The organism is Streptomyces sp. H27-H5, assembly GCF_026627505.1.
In the GTDB taxonomy this organism is placed as follows: domain Bacteria; phylum Actinomycetota; class Actinomycetes; order Streptomycetales; family Streptomycetaceae; genus Streptomyces.
This window is the reverse complement of record NZ_JAPNLK010000222.1, coordinates 1-4,211: the sequence shown is the minus strand read 5'-3', so window position 1 is coordinate 4,211 and position 4,211 is coordinate 1. Positions and strand designations below refer to the sequence as shown.

6 protein-coding genes are annotated in these 4,211 nt (G+C 68.6%); 4 read left to right on the top strand and 2 right to left on the bottom strand.

The genetic code is table 11. The features are described 5' to 3' along the window. Positions 1-73: 73 nt before the first annotated feature. Entirely contained in the window at positions 74-274 is a 201-nt protein-coding gene (locus OTB19_RS41880; RefSeq protein WP_267804112.1) for a hypothetical protein, read from the bottom strand. Between the two features lie 145 nt (positions 275-419). On the opposite strand from OTB19_RS41880, the gene OTB19_RS41875 reads away from it, so the two are divergent. The 4 genes from OTB19_RS41875 to OTB19_RS41860 all read left to right on the top strand — a co-directional run bounded on the left by OTB19_RS41875 (position 420) and on the right by OTB19_RS41860 (position 3,658). Continuing rightward, positions 420-1,286, top strand: coding sequence for a hypothetical protein (locus OTB19_RS41875; protein ID WP_267804111.1), 867 nt, complete (start codon positions 420-422; stop codon positions 1,284-1,286). A gap of 175 nt (positions 1,287-1,461) precedes the next feature. Continuing rightward, entirely contained in the window at positions 1,462-1,665 is a 204-nt protein-coding gene (locus tag OTB19_RS41870; RefSeq protein ID WP_267804110.1) for a cold-shock protein, read from the top strand. Between the two features lie 758 nt (positions 1,666-2,423). Beyond that, a complete protein-coding gene (locus OTB19_RS41865; RefSeq protein ID WP_267804109.1) occupies positions 2,424-3,209 on the top strand; it encodes a 3'-5' exonuclease in 786 nt (261 codons plus the stop codon). 233 nt (positions 3,210-3,442) lie between these two features. Then, a complete protein-coding gene (locus OTB19_RS41860; protein WP_267804108.1) occupies positions 3,443-3,658 on the top strand; it encodes a helix-turn-helix domain-containing protein in 216 nt (71 codons plus the stop codon). Here the strand turns inward: OTB19_RS41860 and OTB19_RS41855 are convergent. Then, positions 3,648-3,818 (bottom strand): hypothetical protein, encoded by a 171-nt coding sequence (locus OTB19_RS41855; RefSeq protein ID WP_267804113.1) that lies wholly within the window; start codon positions 3,816-3,818, stop codon positions 3,648-3,650. The genes OTB19_RS41860 and OTB19_RS41855 overlap by 11 nt on opposite strands. Positions 3,819-4,211 lie beyond the last annotated feature (393 nt).

The window sequence follows — 4,211 nt, the reverse complement described above, 5'->3', positions numbered from 1 at the left end:
GAGGGTGGGCCGAGATACGGCCGAAAGGGATAGCAGGGCGATCTTGAGCGGGTGACCGGTTCCCTTTGTGCGGCTATCGGTGGGGTTTGCTGGTGTCGCGGAGGTTGCGCATGGTGGGGTCGTCGTTGATGGCCGGGGCCTGACGGATCGCACCGAGGACATTGGCGGGCAGGGTGTCGGGCCAGTCGTCGGCTTCCACGAGGTGGTGTTGTCCCGCGAACCACACGGTGGCCAGGAGCGAGGTGGCGATGTGCTGGTGGAGGTGTTCGCGCATGCCGCCTTGACGGGCGGTGGTTCCGGCTGCCTCCTCGATCTGCAGGCGGGAGGCTTTCTGGTGCGGGTGTGGCGTGCGGCGGTGCCCCGGGTTCGTGGGCGAAGCTGGGCCGGTCAACGTCTTCAGGCAGAAGGAGGAGCGGGCAGTGGCAACGATGGCAGTCGGCTACGAGGCCAGCATGACCGTTCGGTCCTGTGCCCCGCAGGACCGGGAGCGGGTGCTGGAGCTGATCGCGGGCGACCGGCTGCCCGGCCGTCCTGCGGTGACGGCCGTCATGCTTGGCCGTGCCCTTGAGGACGGCTGTCTGGGTGATCCGGCGGCCGGTGCTCTGGGGGAGCTGTACACGGACGTGGCCGTTGACGGCGCAGGTGAGGTCGTGGGGGTTTCCTGCTGGGCGGTCCGTGAGGAGGATGGTGAGGGCCTGCTGCTGTGGCTGCACGGTGTGGAGGACGACCAGAGGGTCGCCGGGGTGCTGGTGGAGCACATCCTGGAACAGGCGGGGCGGCGAACGGTGCACGCATTCAATATGCCCACCGAGATCGGGTTCGCGGGCCTGCCGGTGCGAAACCGCCGCGGCAGCGCGGCGGCGCTGGAAGCCGCAGGATTCTCCCGCCAGGACAGCTGGAGCTACCTCCACCACCGCCTCGACACGCTCCGGCCCAGGTCGCACGCGGTCATCGACATCACCGAGTGCGCTGACCCGTACGGCTGGTACGTACGTCTGCGGGAGAAGAACGGTACCCCGCTCGGCAAGGCAGTGATCACTCGGCCCGTCGAGGGGACCGCGGTCCTGGAATGGATCACCCTCGCGCCCGAGCCCGACGGGACCGGACACGTCCTCCTCGAACAATGCCTGTCCCACCTCGCCGACCGCGATGTCCGCGAACTCGTCGTCCTCCTCGACACCTCCGCCGACGATCCCGGACACAGTGGGGGCCCGGCCAGGGACTTGCACCAGCGGGCCGGCTTCCACGAGATCGATCACTTGTACACCTACACCCGCCGCCCCTGACCCGCCACGACCGTCAAAAACGGGTGCCCGGACCCACCGCAGCCTTTGCCTGCCCGCGTGCGCTGGCGACGGGTGCCGTGGCGGGGTGGCAGACTTCGTATGCCGGAGCCGCGACAAGGCGCTGGCCTGCGCCCGTCAGGGCGGCGCTGTGGCATGGAACAAAGGGACTTGAACGATGGCAACAGGCACCGTGAAGTGGTTCAACGCCGAAAAGGGATTCGGGTTCATCGCACAGGATGACGGCGGCCCGGACCTGTTCGTCCACTACTCCGCCATCCAGTCCACCGGCTTCAAGGAGCTCGCCGAGGCCGACCAGGTCGAATACCGCGTCGCCCAGGGCCCCAAGGGACCGCAGGCCGAGCAGGTGCACCGCCGGTAACCCCCGGCAGAAGGCCCTGAAGGCGACGCCTGTCATCGTTCGGCCAGGCTTCGGCTATGTCGGCCATGGCATCCCTGTGTGGCCGTCGGCTACGTGGCGCGTCGAGACCAGGCCAGCGGCGTCGGATGAAGGGTGTTCCGCCGTCAGGGAGGCCGGGGCGTGTCCTGGTCGTGAGTACTGTCCGTTCGCGGGTTGCGAGGGCGTAGCTGGCAGCGCGGGCAGAGTGTCAGGCCGTGGCCGCCCGGGCCGGTGAGTGTTCCCCAGCCGTCGCAGAGTCCGCAGTCGCGGGCCAGAACAGGGTCTGGCCTCGGTGTCTCGGGCTGGGGCGGGGCATGCTGGTCCATGGGGTCAGCGTGGCATCCGGGGCGTGGCCGGGACCTCTGCGCCGGCCGTCCGGGGTGAGAGGCCGGTGCAGAGGAGGGAAGGCGCATTTTCCCTTCACATGAACGAGAAGCAGCCGAAATGGTTGCGTGTGCGGGCGTGGTTCTCTGCGGGCTTCCCGGCCCGGCCCGGCTGCCCCCTCGGCCCGGATGATGGTGAACACCTGGGCGGGCAACGCTGAGCCGAACGCGTGACGGCCCGGCCGCCCGGGGGCGGCGATCGCTCCTCATCCCGTGCCTGTCTCTCTGATATGTCGGGCTCCCGGTGGTGCAGGCGAGGATGGACGAATCCGGTGGCGGGACAACAGCATGAGGAATGCGAGAAGCCGGGGCGAGTCAGAGGGAATGGGAGTGCTAGTGAGCGTCGAGGATGCTGGCGTGTGGGAGGACTTGTTCGACCGTGAGGTCGACGAACGGTCCGTTCAGTTCGTACGGCCCGCCGACACCGACCGCCCCACCTGGGCCGTCTACGAAGGCGGGAACTACCTGGGCACCGTGAACGCGCAGCCGACCGGCGACACGGTTATGTGGCGGTCGCAGACCACCCGTGAGTCCCACCGCCAGCTCGACGACGCCATCAGGGCGCTGCGGCGCCCGCCTTCCTGGCCACGAGAACGCGAGCAGGTCAGTCAGTGGGCCCGCCGCCGCCTCGACGACGATTCTCTGATCGCTCTTGATGTGGAGACCACCGGACTGCAGAACGCGTTCGCGGTGCAGATCGCCGCCGTGGCCCGAGGCGGCACCGTGGTGTTCAACGAGTACGTCAACCCGGACGCGGACATCGAACCCGGCGCCGCCGCCGTACACGGGATCACACCGGAACGTCTTGCCTCGGCCCCGGCCTTCGGCGAGGTGCTGCCCGCCCTCACCGATGTTCTCCACGGCCGGACTGTTCTCGCCTACAACATGCCCTTCGACCGCGACGTCCTCGAACGTGAACTCGTCCGGCACCAGGGCCCTGTGGCAGCCGGGCAATGGCTCGCCCGCTGCCGGTGGGAGGATGTGATGGAGCCGTACGCGGTCTGGAAGGGCTTGTGGTCCGTCAAGCGCGGCGCCTACCGCAATCAGCGACTCGGCGGCTCCCACGATGCTGTCGCCGACTGCCGCGCCCTACTCGCGAAAACGGAACAGATGGCCGCACCCGCACCCCCCAGCCACTGGTGATCACCGAGCTGGAGTGAAGACGGGGACCAGAAGCGAAGTGAAGCGTGCCGCCGTGAAAGCACGACAGCCGCCGGTTTTCTGCCGTCGCAGGTCCTGGCCCACGCCGTGCTGCCGGCCGCTGCCACACCCCTGTTCAGCCGGGTTTCCACGGGTTCAGCCGAACCGGTGGCCGCCGGAGGCCGTCTGCCGTGATCATGGCGGGACTACTGTACGCACGAGGAGGTATTCCGATCATGTCCCACGAGTCCCCGGTCCGTCGGCTACTGCCAGGCCCGGACCGCGACCGGGTTGCCACGGACCTCAAGTCCCAGTACGAAGCAGGGGCTTCGATCCGCTCCCTCGCCCAGTCCAGCGGCCGCTCCTACGGAGCGGTGCACCGCCTCCTCTCCGACGCCGGAGCAGACTTCCGCTCACGCGGCGGCGTCCGGCTGCAGCCGCCTACCCCGTGACCGGGGCCAGACGCGCCGGCTCACCGGGAACCTCGTCCCCAGCCGGATCTTCTGCGGCGGTCTCGTCCTCCTCCATGGAGTCACCGAGCGCGCGGAGTTCGGCCAGGACCGCGCGTGCACGGCCGTGACTCACCTCCGCGACAAGCGGCAAGGCTGCCACTTCTGCGATGACACCCGATGACCCGCAGGCAGCCCGCCCCTCTTCAGCAGAGGCACGCCGTCGAAGCGACTGAGCGGCAACGAACCGGGCAACGACCCCCACCGACACGCGAATGACCATACCCGGCTCAACGAGCGGGCCCTTTCTCCCGCAATCGCCCGACAGAGGACCTACCCGGCCCAGTTCTCGTATACCTGCCGCAACCCGACAGATAACGCTGAGTAGTCTCCGCTGCTGTCCGCGTTCACGATTTTGAGCTGGCTTCTCGTCGTCCCGCTCGGTTGCGTTGGCGGGGCGGGGCCGGGTTCGTCCGTGGTGTGGTGTCCTCTACGATCGGCTGGGTGAAGAGCGCAACTGCCCTGAAGAACTGGCTCGCCGAGCGTACCCCTGAGC